At 36.9% G+C, this 14,407-nt stretch carries 17 protein-coding genes; 12 read left to right on the top strand and 5 right to left on the bottom strand.

Annotated elements, in window-relative coordinates:
- Positions 1 to 9: 9 nt before the first annotated feature.
- From ACMAYL_RS13170 to ACMAYL_RS13160, 3 genes are all read left to right on the top strand, one after another.
- On the top strand, positions 10 to 1,431 hold the full coding sequence (locus ACMAYL_RS13170) for a phospholipase D-like domain-containing protein (protein WP_412471213.1): 1,422 nt from the start codon (positions 10 to 12) through the stop codon (positions 1,429 to 1,431).
- A gap of 226 nt (positions 1,432 to 1,657) precedes the next feature.
- Complete coding sequence (locus ACMAYL_RS13165) at positions 1,658 to 2,605, top strand: hypothetical protein (RefSeq protein WP_412471212.1); 948 nt, start codon at positions 1,658 to 1,660, stop codon at positions 2,603 to 2,605.
- The gene (locus ACMAYL_RS13160) at positions 2,605 to 3,012 is read left to right on the top strand and encodes a hypothetical protein (protein WP_412471211.1); all 408 of its coding nucleotides are present in this window, start codon (positions 2,605 to 2,607) and stop codon (positions 3,010 to 3,012) included. The genes ACMAYL_RS13165 and ACMAYL_RS13160 overlap by 1 nt, the downstream gene beginning before the upstream one ends.
- A gap of 73 nt (positions 3,013 to 3,085) precedes the next feature.
- On the opposite strand, the gene ACMAYL_RS13155 is transcribed toward ACMAYL_RS13160, so the two are convergent.
- Positions 3,086 to 3,463: a hypothetical protein gene (locus tag ACMAYL_RS13155; protein WP_392992983.1), complete on the bottom strand. Its 378-nt coding sequence runs from the start codon at positions 3,461 to 3,463 to the stop codon at positions 3,086 to 3,088.
- 212 nt (positions 3,464 to 3,675) lie between these two features.
- On the opposite strand from ACMAYL_RS13155, the gene ACMAYL_RS13150 reads away from it, so the two are divergent.
- Positions 3,676 to 3,867, top strand: coding sequence for a YwbE family protein (locus ACMAYL_RS13150; RefSeq protein ID WP_392992980.1), 192 nt, complete (start codon positions 3,676 to 3,678; stop codon positions 3,865 to 3,867).
- 9 nt (positions 3,868 to 3,876) lie between these two features.
- Here ACMAYL_RS13150 and ACMAYL_RS13145 read toward each other — a convergent pair whose 3' ends face one another.
- Positions 3,877 to 4,509 carry a metallophosphoesterase gene (locus ACMAYL_RS13145; RefSeq protein ID WP_412471210.1) on the bottom strand — a complete coding sequence of 211 codons (633 nt, stop codon included), beginning with the start codon at positions 4,507 to 4,509 and terminating at the stop codon, positions 3,877 to 3,879.
- A 129-nt stretch (positions 4,510 to 4,638) separates the two neighbouring features.
- On the opposite strand from ACMAYL_RS13145, the gene ACMAYL_RS13140 reads away from it, so the two are divergent.
- The 4 genes from ACMAYL_RS13140 to ACMAYL_RS13125 all read left to right on the top strand — a co-directional run bounded on the left by ACMAYL_RS13140 (position 4,639) and on the right by ACMAYL_RS13125 (position 7,768).
- Positions 4,639 to 4,959 carry a hypothetical protein gene (locus ACMAYL_RS13140; RefSeq protein WP_103218351.1) on the top strand — a complete coding sequence of 107 codons (321 nt, stop codon included), beginning with the start codon at positions 4,639 to 4,641 and terminating at the stop codon, positions 4,957 to 4,959.
- A 3-nt stretch (positions 4,960 to 4,962) separates the two neighbouring features.
- Positions 4,963 to 5,499, top strand: coding sequence for a metalloregulator ArsR/SmtB family transcription factor (locus ACMAYL_RS13135; protein ID WP_103218350.1), 537 nt, complete (start codon positions 4,963 to 4,965; stop codon positions 5,497 to 5,499).
- A gap of 164 nt (positions 5,500 to 5,663) precedes the next feature.
- Positions 5,664 to 7,283: a C1 family peptidase gene (locus ACMAYL_RS13130; protein WP_412471209.1), complete on the top strand. Its 1,620-nt coding sequence runs from the start codon at positions 5,664 to 5,666 to the stop codon at positions 7,281 to 7,283.
- Positions 7,284 to 7,441: 158 nt separating this feature from the next.
- Positions 7,442 to 7,768: a hypothetical protein gene (locus tag ACMAYL_RS13125; RefSeq protein ID WP_412463308.1), complete on the top strand. Its 327-nt coding sequence runs from the start codon at positions 7,442 to 7,444 to the stop codon at positions 7,766 to 7,768.
- On the opposite strand, the gene ACMAYL_RS13120 is transcribed toward ACMAYL_RS13125, so the two are convergent.
- Positions 7,769 to 8,572 carry a TIGR02147 family protein gene (locus ACMAYL_RS13120; RefSeq protein ID WP_412471208.1) on the bottom strand — a complete coding sequence of 268 codons (804 nt, stop codon included), beginning with the start codon at positions 8,570 to 8,572 and terminating at the stop codon, positions 7,769 to 7,771. It abuts the gene before it with no gap.
- A 163-nt stretch (positions 8,573 to 8,735) separates the two neighbouring features.
- Here ACMAYL_RS13120 and ACMAYL_RS13115 point away from each other — a divergent pair, with 163 nt between their 5' ends.
- Positions 8,736 to 10,043 carry a hypothetical protein gene (locus tag ACMAYL_RS13115; protein ID WP_412471207.1) on the top strand — a complete coding sequence of 436 codons (1,308 nt, stop codon included), beginning with the start codon at positions 8,736 to 8,738 and terminating at the stop codon, positions 10,041 to 10,043.
- A gap of 93 nt (positions 10,044 to 10,136) precedes the next feature.
- Positions 10,137 to 10,532: a DUF3347 domain-containing protein gene (locus ACMAYL_RS13110; RefSeq protein ID WP_158246897.1), complete on the top strand. Its 396-nt coding sequence runs from the start codon at positions 10,137 to 10,139 to the stop codon at positions 10,530 to 10,532.
- 20 nt (positions 10,533 to 10,552) lie between these two features.
- Here ACMAYL_RS13110 and ACMAYL_RS13105 read toward each other — a convergent pair whose 3' ends face one another.
- Together ACMAYL_RS13105 and ACMAYL_RS13100 are read right to left on the bottom strand one after the other, a co-directional pair.
- Positions 10,553 to 10,987 (bottom strand): hypothetical protein, encoded by a 435-nt coding sequence (locus ACMAYL_RS13105; protein WP_412463305.1) that lies wholly within the window; start codon positions 10,985 to 10,987, stop codon positions 10,553 to 10,555.
- A gap of 132 nt (positions 10,988 to 11,119) precedes the next feature.
- On the bottom strand, positions 11,120 to 12,955 hold the full coding sequence (locus ACMAYL_RS13100) for a hypothetical protein (RefSeq protein ID WP_412471206.1): 1,836 nt from the start codon (positions 12,953 to 12,955) through the stop codon (positions 11,120 to 11,122).
- Between the two features lie 76 nt (positions 12,956 to 13,031).
- Between ACMAYL_RS13100 and ACMAYL_RS13095 the strand changes: the two genes are divergently transcribed.
- The gene (locus tag ACMAYL_RS13095) at positions 13,032 to 13,523 is read left to right on the top strand and encodes a hypothetical protein (RefSeq protein WP_412471205.1); all 492 of its coding nucleotides are present in this window, start codon (positions 13,032 to 13,034) and stop codon (positions 13,521 to 13,523) included.
- Positions 13,524 to 13,554: 31 nt separating this feature from the next.
- Positions 13,555 to 14,400 (top strand): NIF family HAD-type phosphatase, encoded by an 846-nt coding sequence (locus ACMAYL_RS13090; protein WP_412471204.1) that lies wholly within the window; start codon positions 13,555 to 13,557, stop codon positions 14,398 to 14,400.
- Positions 14,401 to 14,407 lie beyond the last annotated feature (7 nt).

Genomic DNA, 14,407 nt, shown 5'->3' with positions numbered 1-14,407 from the left:
AAATATAAGTTGAATAAAGTTTACAAACTAAGCCTAAAGATCATAACGGGCTTCATCTTACTTATTATCGCCATGTACGCCGTACTCTTGGCCTATATCTATTATACGGATAATAAAGAAGTTAAAGTGGTCTCTAATATTAAGTCAATCTATTCACGAATGAAGACACCTCATCAGATTGAAGTTATACCTTACGGTGTTGATAGTTTTATTAAACGCATTGAGATGATTCAAAATGCGGACGAATCAATTGAACTTGAATTCTTTATTTATGATCTTGATCTAGCCAGTAAGATTGTGACGAATGAACTTATTAAGGCAAGTGAGCGAGGAGTGAAGGTTCGCATTCTTGTGGACTTCTCTATCGCCGTTTTTAAGCTTGCACCAGAGTATACAAATTTTCTAAAAGAGAAGGGAATTGAGGTTCGCTATTACAATACCATCTCAAATACAAATTTCATTGCTGTTCAACATCGAAACCATCGCAAGCTTTTAATCATTGATGGAAAGATTGCCATGACTGGTGGACGCAATATTGCCAATGACTACTTTGATTTAGGCGAACATTATAACTTTCACGATTTTGATATTACGGTTGAAGGAGAGGTCGTAAAAGATATTCGCCAGAGCTTCTTTAATTACTGGGAGTCAGATTATGCAAGTGTGCCTGAGCTTCCAAGTGAAAAGTTTGAGAGTGATTTCTTTCGAGTTGGAGAGGAGAGTGCGAGGGTGATGAAGTATCTCGCAAGTCTTAAGAGTAAGCTTTCATATGAGAATAAGTTTGAGTGTCAGGATATTACTTTTATTACAGATTCTCCTGGTGTGCTCGTGAGCAATCGTCAGGTTTATCGTCGTCTAGAAAAGCTTGTGCAAACTGCAAAGAATGAATTCATTGTAGAATCACCTTATTTGGTTCTACGCACTGATGGGGCCAATCTCATTAAGAGTGCAATTGATAATGGTGTTGAATTCTCTGTGCTTACAAATAGTTTATATTCCACAGATGCCTATTATACGGCAGCTGCACTTGCACTAAATCTTAGAACGATTCATGATCTAGGGCTTAAGACCTTTGTCTACAATGGAACTAACTCATATGATTCATATAAACTTCTAAATTCCAATGAACATAGCAAATGGGGCGTCCATTCAAAGCGCGCTGTTATTGATGGTAAGCACACAATCGTTGGAACTTATAATATCGATCCTCGCTCGGCAAATTTAAATTCTGAGATGGTTATCATCTGCCGCGATAATCCTGAGCTAGCAAAGGCCGTACGTGATGATATTAAGCTTCGCATGAATCACTCTCGTGAGCTTAAGAAGGTGCCTTTTGGCGTTGATTTGATTACAAAGGGAGCAGGAGCGATGGAAAAACTAAAATTCTATCTCTCAATGCCACTTGTGTATTTCTTGGACTTTCTGCTTTAGGAGGGATGCTGGAGCGCATCCCGAAAAGGTTCCAGGAACCACTCTTTGATAAACCATCTCTGTAAAAACTAGCACTTAGTCCCTGAAACTTTTATCTATCTCAAGTTGATGATTTTGTTCAACTTTCTTCTTTAAATTGTCGAATAATAGTTAACATAAACTTAAATAGGTCTATGCGTGGCAACGAAAAACTACCTAGAACAATTATTGTAATTAAGGATTAATAATGTCAGATTCAACTACAGCACTAACAACAACTAATTTAGAACTTTATGCATATAGAGTAAGATTTGAAGATGGTACTCAAATACCATCCAGTTTCTTTAGTGAGTTAGTTGCAGCGGATACAATTGAAACATGGGATAACTTATCACCAACTCCTGGAAGTACAGTTAAGAATTTAATTGAAGCGACATTAAGAAACAGGGAAGGGGCATCAGTATTAACAGGTTTGTTTGTTGAGGCTACGAATATTACACGTCAAATTGAGATTATGGATATGACTGGTAAAATTGAAAGTGCTGAAATAAAGTTTGAAGACGATGAAACAAATGTTGAAGATAGTGAGGATGAAGGGGGTTCTCCTAAATTGATATTTAAATTTCAAAGATGGAGAATGGGAGTCTTACCAGAGGAGGGGATTGTTGTAATAGAAAGGAAGGGGACTGGTTATGACAAAAAGCTATCCGATTTTTTTACAAGCTGGGCTCATAAATGGTCTCAGAAAGGTACAAGGGGATTCAAGTCGATAAAAGTTGAACCTTATTTAACTGGTGATACTCCCTCAAGTTTTTTTAGTGGAGGAGCAGTTGGTATGGTAGAATTTGCATTGTCCTCTGAAGTGTTGAGTGAAAATGAATCATTTTTTGATTCAGATATTAGAGATATGTTTAAGAAAGATAAAAACCTTGTAGTATCAATAGCTGTGAAAGCTAAGCGAGGACAGGCTTTTTTACCAGAGATGACTTCAGACTTTGTTAATTTTATAGACAAATACGAAAGTTCAATTCAGAAGTTTTCAGGAAAGAAAGTTGTAAACAATAGAAAATCCAAGCCAATTGATCTAATTAATAATTTACACCATAAAGTAGTGTCATTGACTGGACTAGATGACACAACTGTACTTGCTGGAGTTGAAGAGTATTTGCTAGAATTGTTTGAGGACCAAGAATAATGAAAAAATTTTGGAATACATTAACATATTTCTCACCCTTACTATTAAGTATTGTCCTTTGGTTCTGGACTAGTTTACCTACTAAATTTAAATTTAATGACACGAGCTTTACTGTCTCCTGGTCTATATCTACGCTTGCTGCAGGGTTTATTTTAAGTAACTTGCCTCAAGAAAATAATTGGATAAAAAAAATAAAAGAACTACCTGGAGTATTTAAGAGGTTGAGTCTTTTTCTTATGTCACCAACAGTTTATGGTTTAGCTCATTACTTATTAAGCCAATTAAATGATCCACAAAAGATAAAATATGAATCCCTTATTTTTATATTATATAGTTCAACAATAGCTTCAGTTGTATTCACTATTTTAATTCTCGGATTTATTATTCATAAAGTACATGATGAATAGAACAAGAGTGTCCTATTTTCAAGTCGCCGGAGTTGCGCTAGCAATTAGAATCTGGCCAGGAACCTTTTACATTTTACAAATTTATATACTTACTTTCTTTTAAGCATTTTAAGGCACTACCTGCTCTAGATGACCAGCTGACCTTCTTGTAACAAGATTCAAGCTGTCTTGAATTTTCAAATTCTTTATTTTTTATAAATGAAAGGCAATCATTAGCTTCTCCAATTTGAGAGCTCCAACTTTCAGAAATGGCATAACATACTGCCACAGCATTTCGATCAAAGAATCCAACATCTACGATCTCCATGCACTTTTCATAACCGTCACTAGATTGACTTGTCCAAGAGCTATCTTGAGAGTCACAAACGTCATACGTAGACATTGGAGTAAACTCACCAGCAAAGCTTAAAAAGTTTCCAAGGACAAGAAGTGTAACTAATAACATTCTCATTATATTCTCCTATCATCTATGTAATGTTTAATGACAAATATTTGTATTGATTATCCCTGCTTTTATGATTAGTTTCATTCATATTGAAGAATTTTTATAGGCCGTTAGAAAGTTAACACTTAATAAATTTTCCAATAAATTAAGGTTTTTATGTGTACAACCTGTTAAAATCACTTTTAAGGAAGCTAAGGCTAGACTATAAAAGGAATAAAATGGAAGGCAACGTAAGAGACCATATTGAAATCGGTGAGAAGGTACGCATCGTTCTTAAAAAAGATCAGCGAACAGGAAACCTTACTGAAGGTATCGTAAAAGATATTCTAACGAAGTCAGATTATCATCCGCATGGGATCAAGGTTCGTCTTGAAAGCGGAGAGGTTGGACGCGTAAAAGAAATTCTTTAGCATCTCTTGTTAGCTTAACTCCAACGTAATCGGTGCATTCTTATACTTGTAACTCTCATCCAAGCTACAAGAGTTTACAAATATGATTCCACCAAAAATATCAGTACCGTAACCTTCATGGATATGGCCAAAGGCATGCACGCGAGGCTGTACTCGTTGAATAGTTTTGAGCAGGTCTGTGCATCCGACACGTTCGCCATTTGCACATAAGTCCATCACGGCGCGAGGTGGCCCGTGGGTGAGGAGGATGTCTGTATCATTTGGGATTAAGTCCCAATGTTCTTGAATCTCAGGGCCTCGGTGTCTGTTAAATGCCCAGTCGTGAAACCACGGCTGAATCGGTGAGCCCCAGATTTTAAATCCTTCAATTTCAATTCCTGAATCATTTAAGTAGATGATGCCGTTGTCTTTTAAGATTGCTTCGGCCTCTTCCTTTCTTTCATCATCAAAGCAGAAGTCGTGGTTGCCAGCGATGACAATCTTGTGTTTAAAATCAAGGCCTGCTACAAATTCTGCAAATGCTCTCGTATCTTCCAGCGAGCCTCGGCGAGTGAAGTCTCCTGTGTGAAAGAGGAAATCCCCTGATTCGAAGGGAACTTCGCTATGGCGATTATGCGTGTCTGAGAAGAAAGTTAGTTTCATTTAGGTATAATAGCATATGTTTTAATATACTGGTTTTAAATCTAATTTGATAAATATCAAAATAAATGTTGACCTTTCTATTTCTTGAGTCTATTTTGACAAGTATCAAAACAGATTCAGGAGGTAAAAATGAATTTTTTGGATGAATTGAAAGAACTTTCAAAGCAGGCATCGAACCTTTCAAGAGGAAAAATCGATATCAACGTTGAAAGAAAGATTAGAGAGAATGTTTTTGAAATTATGGAAGAGCTTTATGGAAATGCTACGACTGCTAATTTCATCAAGACGACAAAACTTATGTACCGTGATTGGTCACAGAGCTATAGCGAAGACATCAGATTTGGACGTGATGAAGATGCAGATAAGGCGATGGTTAAGCTTAGTACATTTGAGTGGATCGTATCTCTTCCATCTGTGCAAGAAATGCGCGCATCCCTTGGCGAAGGTTAAGAGATGAGTCTTGCGAACGTATTTAAAGTTTTAGGTGATGAGGCGAGATTAAGTATTATCAGAAGCCTGGCAGAGAAAGATCTCTATGCAGAAGTTCTTGCAGAAAGACTTTCTCTGTCTCCTGGAACGATTACGCATCACTTGAAAAAGCTTGAAGCTGTAGGACTTATTAAGTCGCGCAAGGAGCAGTACTACAAAGTCTTCTCACTACAAAAGAAGATGCTTGATAAGAATATCCTAAGTTCAATTTTAGAGGTTTCAATTTCAAACGAAGATGAAAATGAAGTTCAATATGAACAGAAGATCATCAAGTCATTTTTTAAAAATGGTGTGCTTAAGTCGATCCCTGTACAACGTAAAAAACGACTCGTTATTTTAAAGCATCTCTTACAAGAATTTAAAAAGGGCCGTGATTACACAGAAGCTGAAGTTAACGAAAGGATTGAAAAGTATAACGAAGACTTTTGTACCATTAGACGTGAGTTCATTGCAGAGAAGCTAATGGAGAGAAAGGCTGGCATCTACCGCGTAAAAGCTTAATGCTGGCCAATTTTTGTACACTCACAATTCTTTCAACACTTTTCCTAACCAACAACCCATAACTAACTGATTATCCACACCTCAAAAGCCTACTTCTTTGCAAAAACTGGCTTCTGTCTTGCTATATCTAATTACTGATACAACTCTTTTAAAAGTTTGGAATTATGAAGCACTCATTATTTTTATTCAAAGTTTTGCTCTTGCAGTTATCTGTTTGTAATTTCGCAATAGCGGGTGAGTCTGTAATTCCGGCTTCACTGGATTTAAGTAGCATTCAGTCTTCAGTTAAAAATCAAGGAAATCGAGGGGCATGTACATTCTTTAGTGCTACCTCTTTATTAGAAAGTGAAATCATCAAACAACATAATATTGAGATAAATATCTCAGAACAATTTATGATTTATGCTACCAAGAACTATGCTCGTTATGGAGAATTAGAAGAGGGCTCGAGTGTCATTAGGAATCTTTATGCAGCAAAAAAGTATGGGATCACTTTTGAGCAGGATCTACCTTACCAGCAAAGCTGGTTCTCCCCAGGCATGCCATGCTCGGAAGACGCCCCTGTTAGATCATCTGGTTATGAATGCTACCACCATAATAGCGTTGTCGATAAAAATAGAATTATCTCATTAGGTAATAATTTAGAAATCACTGATATAGACGATTATGAAAATCAAAGATCTGATCTAATTATTTCATACCTCGCTAAAAATAAACGGCCAGTATCTGTTAATATCGTAATTAACGATGACATAATGCTTAGTTCGAAAAATGGAGAAATCAAATATAATACGAGGCTAAGAGATGAATGCAATATTTCTAATCATTGTTTTGCTCACTCCATCGTCATTACAGGTTATAACCTAAAAGATAAAACTTTTAAGTTCAAAAATAGCTATGGAAAAAGCTGGGGAAGTAATGGGTATGGAACAATTTCCATTGAGTATATTAATAAACTCTATGGGGCCCCTGAAATTATGGCCGTCGAGCTAAAGAAAAAATTGAAGCTTATTAAGCCGAAAGTTCCAGCAACTATATCTCCTAAAGTATCAGTGAAGTCAGATATTGATTTTGATGGTAGTGACATAAATATAAAAATCAATGGAAGGGTAGAGTACTTACCAAAAACACAGTTTAAAATTAAGTTTGCAATTGTAAGAATTGATGAAGCCGGTGAGCCAAAAATCATTACACTTGATGAAAGGTTTGCTACGTTGTTTCACTATGCAACAACAGATGATTCTGGAAATCTAGATTTAGATGAAATTAAAGAAGTAAGTTTTAAAAACGTAAGACATAAACTCAAAAAGCTAAAAGAAGAGCTCTACCTATTCACTCTTGTTAATAAAGTAAGTGATAAAGAAGATGAAAATATTGACTATACCTTTAATAAGCTCACTTTTCCCGCTTATGTAGAAACATTCAAAGACTGTTCTGAAGCATCAAAAATAGGCCCTAATCCTGACAAGCAAAAATGTTTTGATAAATTTAAGGGTAGCTACACGCTTCAAGAGTGTCTATCTCATGCAACGCTTTTTGATATTATCTATATGGATAAGGTTGCTAGTTGCTTTAAAGAGCTTAAGGGGCAATCTAACTTCTCTCAATGTAGCAGTCTCATTAGATCGATTCCTAAGAGCATGGACAAGTACACTCAACTCGAAAATTGCAAAGACATTTATGAGGGCGAATACACCGTATACGAGTGTAAGAGTGCTGCAAGATTAATATCTGATGGCTACTATAGAGATCAACAGCTAACGAGATGTGAGCTAGGGTTTTAAAAATGATCTATCGTAAGTTATTGTAATTATATTATTTTAAGTGGTTTTTCATAGCTGAGCTTAAGAAAGACTGATTTTTTTAATTAATTTAATCTATCGGTGCGTCATCCGTTGGTCTATAACTCCTTCAACAAAACAAAAAGAAAAGGAGAATACAAATGAAAAAGACAATGATGATTTTACTTAGTAGCTTAATTCTTTCACTAAACACTTTTGCTTCTACAGAGGTTGAAAACTCAAGACTTGTTAAAATCGTTACTCAACTTGAGACGTTTATTGGTGAAGATAGTGAGCTTATGGCCGATTCTCAGATTAAGCTAATCTTTGAAGAGAGTTTAAATAATTTAGATGATTCGAAAGTTATTCTTTCAAATATCCTCGAACTTGATGAGAGATTTGAAGTAACAATGGATGATGAATTCGCCAATAAGTTAGCGATTTTTTCAGCACTACTTCATGAAGTGATGCTAGCGGCTAGACCTTAACTAAACTTTAAAGAGATCCATCGTGTAACAGAAGACATCCTCTTGGGTTGTCTTCTTTACTACCTCACGTATCTCTTCAATGGCCTTTACCATGATGCCATTAACCTTCGGCAAATCTTCCTTAGAAAGAGTGATAACAGAGGAATAGTGAAGCTCATCTTCAGTTGCTCGGTCCATACTTTCCATCGCACGCAGACGCCAATTTGAGTGATGTTTTGCAATCATTGGAGAGTTCTTTCCAAGGTGAAAACTTTTTGATGTAAGCTTTATTTTATCGCCCTCATTAGTAATGAGCCCCGCATCCAAAAGGAAGTCGATAACCTTTGCCACAGTCTCTGTGGAAATTGAAAAAGTTGCAGCGATCACTTCTCTGTCATACTGCTTTGTGATTGAGAGGTAGGCGTGGATCGCAAGATAATGCCAGCTTGAGTAGTATTCGTATTGCTGCTCTTTTGTTAGCTCTTTCTTATCAGTTAGGCGTTTACTGAGATCTTTTGAGTCTTTGACAAGCTCATCTATCTTGAGCTTGTAATAATCACTTAATCTCTTATTTCCAGCGCGCTGATAATTAACTAGCGTTAAATAGAATTCCGTCTGCTTATTTGATAGAGACAGAAAATCTGCTGTGAGCAGCGCCTGCTCAAGACTAAAGTGAGCATCTTTGTTTAGGACTTGTGAGATATAGGCCGTTTGGCAGGCCAGCTTTTCAGCAAGCCTTGACCTTGTTCCGCGCACCCGTTTTCCAAGCTCTTCAAGAGCATCAATAGTGAAATCTTTGTAATTTTGATAACTGAAAATATCCATAAGGTCCTGTTATTATTAGCTTGTGTTCTCTTCTTCGTAGTATTAGTTAATACTTTAGCATATTTTTAGTTAGCTTCGGCATAGTTGTGTATTTATTAAATACAGGGCCTATAAATTAAACACTTTCCCCTTTGCTAAATTGCTTTTGGTCTATATTGAAACCATGAAGACACAAAAACTTATTTCACTAATTGGACTATGCTTATGCTTGAATCACCAGGCCTTTGGTGTGGAAAGTTTGGATATTAAGCATAAAGTTCAAGTGGATTTATCAAAGTATAAGACACTTCTTGATATTAAGAAGTTTAATCTTCATAAGGAAAAGCCTCAGCAACTCGATTTAAATTCATTTTTAAAAAAGAGTGTGCAGGACAATTCAGATGAGGGTGGCTTTGAGAGTTCTGGTGGAGGAACGATTGTTAAAACAGGAGTCGGTGCACCTATCTTATTAGACATTGCTGTTTATGATCAAAACTTTGTTGATGAATTTAATTATTCTCAAGGTTCATCAGTTGTCTTGAAAAAACATGCCAGTGTTCTTGGTTATGAGAAATTCACTTTTGACCGTATTAAAGAAATGGAAATATATCCACTTTTAGAAGAGAGAATCGAGAAGTGGCAAGAGAGTAGTCCTTTGATTACTCATGGGATTAAGTCCGCCCTAAAGGGAGCTGATTGGAGATTTACTCCACATCGAGTTAGCAGCTTTTATGAGGGAGAGATTTTTCAAGGTGCAGTTTTTTATTCTGGAGATAAAGGCGCCTGGATTTCTACTCCTGTTTGGAATAGTGTCGGTGACTTTTCAAAAATAGGGCTTCTTATTCATGAAGCTTTAAGACATATGAGTATTAGCTATGGTGATAAGTTAAGTGAAGAAGTAATCCATGATATCACTTACCGAATTACCCTTACTGAACCTATCGAAGGTGAAACCCTAGACTCTAGGGCCTATTATCATGAAGACTCAATTACGGCGCTACATTATAAGAGTAAGGATAAGCTTGCTCAAAGCAAAGAAAGACTAAGAAATCTTATTTTAGATGAGAGATTAACTAACGATCCTGAGCTCCTTTCTATTATTCAAAATAGCATCGATAATATTGATAACTCTAGTGTTCTAATGGAGAGCGTAACGGCCCTTGATAAACTTTATGAAGTAACATTTGAAGATAAGAAGGCAAATCTCTTACTTGATCTCTCTAGTGGCATTCACGAAGTCATTACTAGTCAACTTCGTGTAAAAGCTTCAAAGCCTGCCTTAGAGTTAACGGATGCTATTCGATCAATGAACTCAATAATCAGTCTAGAAACAATAAGTGAGAGCTTAATAATTGATTATATTGAAAGTGGTAAGATTCCTTATGAGTTCTATCAAGTGAAGGAGCGCCTTCAATTTTTAAATGAAATTCAGAAACTAAAACAGCGACATAAAAAGCTACTTGAGAGAGGTGCCTTAATTGAAGCTTACTAGTTCTAGAGATAATAAGTATTAATTTGATTTTATAGTTTTTACGATATACCCTAGGGGGGTATGTGTAATATCATGCTACCCATAGGAGAAATTATGAAATTATTTATAGCTTTTATATTATCTTTTAACGTTTTTTGCCATGAGCTAGAATATCAAAATTACCTAAGTCTTCAGAAGTCATTAGTTGAGGGAAATCTCGACCAGGGCCTAAAGTCTTGGAAAACGATGTGTAAGAAAGAACTTGGCCACTATGCTAAAGATTATAAATACGGTGACTGTGATAAGAATATAAAAAGTGTCAGTGCTTTAAGAGATTCATTTAAGCTTCTTTCTGAAATTTACATCAAGAATGGAAAATCACTTGAAAATAGCGACCTGAAGATCGTGAAATGCCCAATGGCAAAGGCCCGTTGGATTCAAAAAGGATCTTCTGTTAAGAATCCATATTACGGAAAGAAGATGCTTACTTGTGGTGAAGTAGAATCATAAGAAGTAAGCATCTAAATTTTTTATAAGTGTATACAACGGTAAGTATCAAAAGTTTGAGACTCGATATCGTAAAGATAGAGTGCTTCCGAATATCTCTTTGTGTAAGCAACGTAGAGTCCACCTGATTGTGGATTTCCACAATAGTAGCGCTTGTCGTGTTCGAGTCGATAAACAGCAGTAGATGCTGAGCTAAATTGTTCAACATCTTTTTGTGCCTCAAGATAGGCGCTTTGAACTTCATCGTAGAATGGAAGATCTGGCGTGAATTCAACACATTTGTATTCTTTTAGATTTCTCAAGTCAGTATTGTCGATATAGTAGTAAAGTTTAGAACTTTCTTTGTAATAGATCTTAATGTGAGACTCGTGTTTCCCGCAGTAAAGGGCACCGTCATTAGAGTGGTGAAAGGCCATCGCAGAAAGTTGTAGTAATACAGCTAGACTGATTAATTTCATAAAATCTCCTTAATATTTCTACTTTATACACCAAATTCAATATATTGAGTCAGAGATTGTACTTTTAACAAGGTTTGAAAAGGAAGAATCCAGGAACCTCGTTAGAAGTTCCCGGAATTATTAGATCTTATCTTAGTTCTTTTCGATTGAAGATGTCTTAGCGTAGTTAATCGCTGTCGTAAGCAGAAGACCTACAAAGAATAAGACGCTTAGACTTGTTTGGAAATTAAAGTCTTTAACTCCGGCAATCTCCATTCCACCAATGGCAAGGATTCCAAAAAGAAGAGCAAATAAAGCGTCTCCTGTGATAAGTCCTGCGGCAGTTAAGATTCCTCGGTGAGTGATCTTTGTCACAGACTTTGTTCCAGAAAGTCTTGCAAGCGATCCCAGAAGAATTCCTGTACCGATATATGAAGGAAGATAGATTCCAACTGCAAAAGCAAGTGAGCTTAGAATAATACCTTTACGCTTTCCGATGATTTCAATGATCACAGCTAAAAGTCCAAGGCCTGCTCCGGCAAGTACTGGCATCATTGGAATATCACTTTGAATAAATAGTGATTTTAGAACTGTTGCAAAGAAGGCCGCCTGTGGTGCAGGAAGGGCCTCGCTTCCAAGTGTTCCTGTTTCATGAGCAACGTAAACCGCTAGTGGTACAGAGATTGCACCACCAAGAAGACCAACAAGTTGTCCGATGAAAGAGCTTGAAACCTTAAGGCCATTAAATTGCATTGTCTTATAATCTTGAGATGAGTCATTAGATGCACAGATGGCAACACAAGCTGCAACAATAATTGGAACTAGAAAGTAAACACCTTGGATACCTTCAAGACCAATTGCAAGTCCAACCAAACTTAGAACTAGCATTCCCATAAAAACAGTTCCACTAACAGGTGAAGCAGATGATCCAACTTGAAGTGATAAAAGTGCACCTAGACCACTTAGGAAAAAGATGAGTAGTAGGGCAACAATTCCAAGTGCAACAAGACCTACGAGTGTTGCTCCTGAATACAACATCATCGCAATTAGTAAGAATGCACCAAACCCAATCGATGCTAGAAGTTGCTTTCTTACGCTTGCTGGAATTTCTAATTGTTCAGCATCAAAGTCTGCTTCTTTATTAGCTAGAGCATTGCGAGTTTTTCTACCTTCTATAATATAAGCAATTAATGAGTAAACAACTGCAACAACCATAGCTGCTCCACCAACCCAACGAAAAGTTGTTCCTGGCATATTTTGAGCGGCCGACATTCCTTTAACAACTGCATTTAAAAGTCCTCCAAAGAAGATTAGGATTGCAGTAGGAACAGTTAGAAGTGCTCCAATACCAAAGTATAGTGGGTTAATTGGAAGTGGAAGTTTTGTTTCAACGCCACTTAGTGTGAACTTTAGGTCATATATACTTGCCTTTAAAACTTTAATTTGACTTAGGAAGGCCATGACAAATCCAAATGCTAGCCCTGGAATAAGTGAAAATTTTAAAGGTGGTCGTGCCTGAGGATTTTCTGCTGCTGTCTGAATTAGACGGTCACAGGCAACGGCCTCTGGCGCTGGAAGTTTTGGATCAGTTAAGAATCTCTGTGTTGCAAGACCAACAAATCCCCAACCTAGGAAACATCCTGCAGCTGAAGCTAAAATGAGAGATAAAATATCGACTGGTGGAACAGCTACTCCAAGTTCTGCTGCTAAGATTTGAACGATTGGAGCAACAAATGCGACACCTGCTGTTACGGCAACTCCTGCTGAGCCTGTTACTTGGGCCATGGCAAGAAAGCCTTTCATATCGTCTTTAAAGAAGGTACCCATTGCGACCCAGCCAAACAAAACGACGAGGGGACTGATCCCCGGTGTAATTCCAGCCTTTAGTGCTGAAAAGACAAATGCTGATCCGAGAACAAAGGAGATGACGAAGCCGAAGACAATTCCAGCTCTTTTCGATTTTAACGATGGTTCGTTAGCATTACTCATAAACTTTCTCCAGTTATTATTTAGTTATAATTATAGAATTACTTTACTGCTTAGATTTAGCAAGTATTATGTATATATGACGAAAATTGATAAAGAAAAGCTAACAGAAGAAATGAATTCTAAGAATCGTGAATGGCTAATTGAGTCTGATGGTGTTTCAGCGCTCTTCATTCATAATCTCGAAAACTTCGCTTATCGCTACCTTGAAACATCGACTGATAAAGGAATTAAGTGTGTTGTTGATGGTGAGCTCTATCAAGTCAAATCAACTGAGCCATCAATCATTGAGGCCCTTAAGTGGGATAATCCAGAGCTTAAGAAATCCCTTATCGATTTATGTAAGAAGTATCCAGGAAAAGCCTCTAAAGAGCTTAGAGTTAATCTAAGTTTAGAGACGAAAATGCTAGGGGAGCATAAGAATGAATGCTCTGCTCATATCACGTGCTTACTGCCAAATGGAGAGAATTTAATTCTCTTTGAAAAGACAACGTCTATGAGTTTTGATGATCCGATTGAGCTTCGAAATAAGCATGCGGCCCTTCTAGAAGAGGTTTCAGTAATTTTTTAAGTATTTGACTAAAATGGTCGATAAGATATCAGTGAGATATCTTATTTTCATCCTAATATTCATTTCATGCTCTAAAGTTCTTAGGGGCCCAGCTCAGCTAAAGCAGAAGCATATTGTCTTTGATCTGGACCACACGCTCGTGGCCGAAATAGAAGAGGGTGAAACATTTAATCCGAAAAGAACTATTACCATCCAAGGCATTCACTATAGGATTATTCCATACGCCCAGGAACTCATCACTGAGTTATCAAAACGAGAAGATGTTTCAATTTCTTTTTTTAGTGGTGGGAGCGAGGATCGAAATCTAGAATTGTTAAAATCGCTCAAACTTTCAGACGGAAGTGATAAAAGTTTTCATGATATTTCTTATCGCATTCTTTCAAAGCGCCACCTTTACGATAATAGAAAAAATGTCCCTGAAGATTCTCGCTTTGTTCATAAGTGGAAGAAAGATATCTCCCTTGTTAGTGATGATCTTGATTCGATCATTCTCGTGGATGACCATAAAGACTTCTACTATCAAGGTCAAAAAAACAATACAGCATGGTTAGGAGAGTGGTTTAATAATTTTGAAAGCTATTCAGATGTGGAAGATTACAGGAAAAGAATTGGAGATGCTAAGGGCTTCAGACTTCCTCCATCATATAAAGACTGGTGGATGAATCGCAATAAACTTGCCCTTGTTGGAAGCGCCATTGAAGAGGCTTTGGATAACGATGAAGTCTTTGTGGAATCAATGAGAATTCATCTCAAGCATCTAGATGAGCAAAGATCTGGAAGCCTTGAGAGTTTAAAAGATCGAGTTCATACCTTTGGAATACGTTTTGCGCCGGAGTCTTGTTCCTCGGCGCTTGGAAGTTTTCTTCAAATCCGATAGAAATGAT

It is taken from the genome of Halobacteriovorax sp. RT-2-4 (assembly GCF_047085445.1).
In the GTDB taxonomy this organism is placed as follows: Bacteria; Bdellovibrionota; Bacteriovoracia; order Bacteriovoracales; family Bacteriovoracaceae; genus Halobacteriovorax_A.
This window is presented reverse-complemented; position numbering and strand designations above follow the sequence as displayed.

What these genes read in the sequence shown, in the direction of transcription:
- ACMAYL_RS13115 (WP_412471207.1), top strand. Translation starts at nt 8,736, where the DNA reads ATGAAGACACAAAAACTTATTTCACTAATTGGACTATGCTTATGCTTG.
- ACMAYL_RS13165 (WP_412471212.1), top strand. Translation starts at nt 1,658, where the DNA reads ATGTCAGATTCAACTACAGCACTAACAACAACTAATTTAGAACTTTAT.
- ACMAYL_RS13155 (WP_392992983.1), bottom strand. Translation starts at nt 3,463, where the DNA reads ATGAGAATGTTATTAGTTACACTTCTTGTCCTTGGAAACTTTTTAAGC.
- ACMAYL_RS13140 (WP_103218351.1), top strand. Translation starts at nt 4,639, where the DNA reads ATGAATTTTTTGGATGAATTGAAAGAACTTTCAAAGCAGGCATCGAAC.
- ACMAYL_RS13130 (WP_412471209.1), top strand. Translation starts at nt 5,664, where the DNA reads ATGAAGCACTCATTATTTTTATTCAAAGTTTTGCTCTTGCAGTTATCT.
- ACMAYL_RS13110 (WP_158246897.1), top strand. Translation starts at nt 10,137, where the DNA reads ATGAAATTATTTATAGCTTTTATATTATCTTTTAACGTTTTTTGCCAT.
- ACMAYL_RS13160 (WP_412471211.1), top strand. Translation starts at nt 2,605, where the DNA reads ATGAAAAAATTTTGGAATACATTAACATATTTCTCACCCTTACTATTA.
- ACMAYL_RS13145 (WP_412471210.1), bottom strand. Translation starts at nt 4,509, where the DNA reads ATGAAACTAACTTTCTTCTCAGACACGCATAATCGCCATAGCGAAGTT.
- ACMAYL_RS13095 (WP_412471205.1), top strand. Translation starts at nt 13,032, where the DNA reads ATGACGAAAATTGATAAAGAAAAGCTAACAGAAGAAATGAATTCTAAG.
- ACMAYL_RS13135 (WP_103218350.1), top strand. Translation starts at nt 4,963, where the DNA reads ATGAGTCTTGCGAACGTATTTAAAGTTTTAGGTGATGAGGCGAGATTA.
- ACMAYL_RS13100 (WP_412471206.1), bottom strand. Translation starts at nt 12,955, where the DNA reads ATGAGTAATGCTAACGAACCATCGTTAAAATCGAAAAGAGCTGGAATT.
- ACMAYL_RS13125 (WP_412463308.1), top strand. Translation starts at nt 7,442, where the DNA reads ATGAAAAAGACAATGATGATTTTACTTAGTAGCTTAATTCTTTCACTA.
- ACMAYL_RS13105 (WP_412463305.1), bottom strand. Translation starts at nt 10,987, where the DNA reads ATGAAATTAATCAGTCTAGCTGTATTACTACAACTTTCTGCGATGGCC.
- ACMAYL_RS13150 (WP_392992980.1), top strand. Translation starts at nt 3,676, where the DNA reads ATGGAAGGCAACGTAAGAGACCATATTGAAATCGGTGAGAAGGTACGC.
- ACMAYL_RS13120 (WP_412471208.1), bottom strand. Translation starts at nt 8,572, where the DNA reads ATGGATATTTTCAGTTATCAAAATTACAAAGATTTCACTATTGATGCT.